The organism is Aquiflexum sp., from assembly GCF_041751335.1.
Lineage (GTDB): Bacteria > Bacteroidota > Bacteroidia > Cytophagales > Cyclobacteriaceae > Aquiflexum.
Genome location: NZ_JBGSXS010000164.1, coordinates 1 through 2508, shown reverse-complemented (window position 1 = coordinate 2508; position 2508 = coordinate 1). Strand labels below are relative to the sequence as shown.

Annotated in this window: 4 protein-coding genes; 3 read left to right on the top strand and 1 reads right to left on the bottom strand. The window is 37.8% G+C overall.

What is annotated here, in order from left to right:
* The first annotated feature begins 509 nt into the window (after positions 1-509).
* From ACEW8U_RS09185 to ACEW8U_RS09175, 3 genes are all read left to right on the top strand, one after another.
* Positions 510-1430 (top strand): DnaJ C-terminal domain-containing protein, encoded by a 921-nt coding sequence (locus ACEW8U_RS09185; protein ID WP_373521745.1) that lies wholly within the window; start codon positions 510-512, stop codon positions 1428-1430.
* Positions 1417-1710 carry a chaperone modulator CbpM gene (locus tag ACEW8U_RS09180; RefSeq protein WP_373521744.1) on the top strand — a complete coding sequence of 98 codons (294 nt, stop codon included), beginning with the start codon at positions 1417-1419 and terminating at the stop codon, positions 1708-1710. Before ACEW8U_RS09185 ends, ACEW8U_RS09180 begins: the two co-directional genes overlap by 14 nt.
* Positions 1711-1884: 174 nt before the next feature.
* On the top strand, positions 1885-2259 hold the full coding sequence (locus ACEW8U_RS09175; RefSeq protein WP_373521743.1) for a hypothetical protein: 375 nt from the start codon (positions 1885-1887) through the stop codon (positions 2257-2259).
* A gap of 44 nt (positions 2260-2303) precedes the next feature.
* On the opposite strand, the gene ACEW8U_RS09170 is transcribed toward ACEW8U_RS09175, so the two are convergent.
* Positions 2304-2508 (bottom strand): beta-propeller fold lactonase family protein (locus ACEW8U_RS09170; RefSeq protein ID WP_373521742.1); only part of this gene is annotated, 205 nt, incomplete at its 5' end.

Below are 2508 nucleotides of genomic sequence, written 5' to 3'. Positions count from 1 at the left end.
AAAAATGAATTTGGCATTATACCAAAGGTTTTTCAGAATAAGGGAAAATAACCAAATATCCTTTGGATGTTAAAAATTTGTTAAAAAATTATTTATGGTTTTTGTGGTCGTTTCAATAGATTTTAATAAGTTTAGAAAATTTTGGTAGCGAAAAAACACAAAAAGTTTGATAATTACCAAAGTTTATATGGCTGTAGTCAGTTACAAATAAACCCTATTTAGGAGTCTTTTTCAAAGACTCCTTTTTTTATGGTTTAAATTTTAACCTATTTTTTTGAAAATTGTGCTGAAACACCAAAAGTCGGTTTATTTTTTACCTTGATTTTAGGATATAGTGTTTTTTGATAAATCCATAGATGTTTTTAATCCAAATTGTGGGTTTTTAGCGATTTTATCATAAAAAGATGTTTAAAACTTAACATGGTTTTCAAAGAAGCTAAGTTTTTTTTGCAAAGGGGTTATTAGGATGACCTTTGATTTGTCTCACAAATGATTTATTTTTCTAAAGTATGGAATTCATTAACTACTATAAAATTTTAGAAATTGATAGAAATGCCTCGGTAGATGATATCAAAAAAGCCTACAGGAAGATGGCACGCAAATACCATCCTGACCTGAATCCCAACGACAAGGAGGCAGAAAACAAATTCAAACAGGTCAATGAAGCCAATGAAGTACTCAGTGATCCCGAAAAAAGGAAGAAATATGATCAGTATGGCAAAGATTGGAAACATGCGGAAGAGTTTGAAAGAGGAGGTCAACGCCAATCCAGGCCAAGAGGGCAGCAGAGTAGCAGGGCATATTCAGGACAATTTACTCAGGAAGATTTTTCTGATTTTTTCAGTTCCATGTTTGGTGGAGATGCCTCAGGTGGTTTCCAAAGTTCGGGTAGGGAAGGGGTGAAATATAAAGGTGCTGACTACAAAGCTGAACTGCATCTGAAACTTTCAGATGTATATCAGACCCACAAACAGACGCTGACTGTAAATGGTAAAAATATCCGGCTCACGATTCAGGCCGGTGTGGAAGATGGGCAGACCATCAAAATCAAGGGCTATGGAGGCGACGGTGTCAATCGTGGACCAAAAGGAGATCTTTATATTTCATTTGTAATCAAGAATGATACTGATTTTGTGCGGGAGGGAAATGACTTACATGCCAAGGTCAATGTTGATCTCTACACAGCGGTTTTAGGAGGGGAAATCACGGTGCCTACCATGGATGGCAAGGTCAAGCTAAAACTCAAACCAGGAACACAAAACGACACAAAAGTCAGGTTAAAAGGAAAGGGATTTCCGGTGTATAAGGAAGAAGGCAAGTTTGGTAACCTTTATGTCACCTATCAAGTGGAGATTCCAAAAGAGCTCTCAGAAAAGGAAATGGACTTATTTACCCAACTTTCAAAATTAAGGAATCATGGAAACAACTAAATATATCACCATCACCACCTTCTGCCAATACCATGGGATTGAGAGCAGTTTGATTTTTTCTTTCAGGGAACTCGGGCTGATCGAAATAATTGAAGATGATCCCGAACCTTATCTGGAGGAAGAAACCCTTGGACAATTGGAACGAATGGTCAGGCTCTATAAAGACTTTGAACTCAATCCACAGGGAATAGAGGTGGTAATTGATCTCCTGGAAAAAGTGGAAAAATTACAGGAGGATAATCAGGAGCTAAAAAGGAGGTTGAGGAGATGGGAGGGGTGAATGTTATTTGGCTAAAACAAATGGGTGCATTTTGAAGATGTTATTGACTTAGTCAAACTAATGCCGGAGAAGAGTTGGTATTTAGTATCCAGATTTCAATTTCAAAAAAAAAATTCCAATCCATTAAGACAATCTTTCTAAATAATCCGTCCTTATGAAAAACTCCTACGGCTTATGAAATCTTTTCTAGTATTGTCGGCCATATCCCTTATTTTCATGACTTCATGCCATGAAAGAATGGAGCCAAATTATGCCTGTTCAGTTTCAGACCCACTTGAAAATATTGGATGGCTTTCAGTTAGGGTTCAGGAGTTGGAAGAATCTCCACTTTCCTCTTATTATTCCGTTATTATGGCTAGATACAAGTCCAAAACTGTTTTTGTAACTCAAAGCTGTTGTCCCTTCTGTGCCTCCGCTTACCCTTCAGTTATAAACTGCGAAGGGGAAACAATCGGAAAAATAGGGCCTGGTGAAGGGGGCATAGACTTTAGCCGTCTGAAGAATATCGTAGTGATTTGGGAGGGAGAAGATTTTGCATGTGGTAGTTAATGGCCTTTCATTGGTGACCTTTTGGAGGTGAGGGTAGGTGTAATTTAAAACAAAACCTGCTTCACCACTACCGCACCTGGGACCTTTACCTGGATTCCAGTTTCACTGAGCATGCCGGTATCCTTATCAATCTTTAAAATTACTAGATTATCTGTGTCCCTATTGGTTACAAAAAGGTATTCACCAAACTTATCCATAGCGAAACTTCTTGGATGTTTGCCATGACTGGATTCCTGGCCTATATAATTG

Coding starts and splice junctions, on each gene's coding strand:
- ACEW8U_RS09185 (WP_373521745.1), top strand. CDS start 510: ATGGAATTCATTAACTACTATAAAATTTTAGAAATTGATAGAAATGCC.
- ACEW8U_RS09180 (WP_373521744.1), top strand. CDS start 1,417: ATGGAAACAACTAAATATATCACCATCACCACCTTCTGCCAATACCAT.
- ACEW8U_RS09175 (WP_373521743.1), top strand. CDS start 1,885: ATGAAATCTTTTCTAGTATTGTCGGCCATATCCCTTATTTTCATGACT.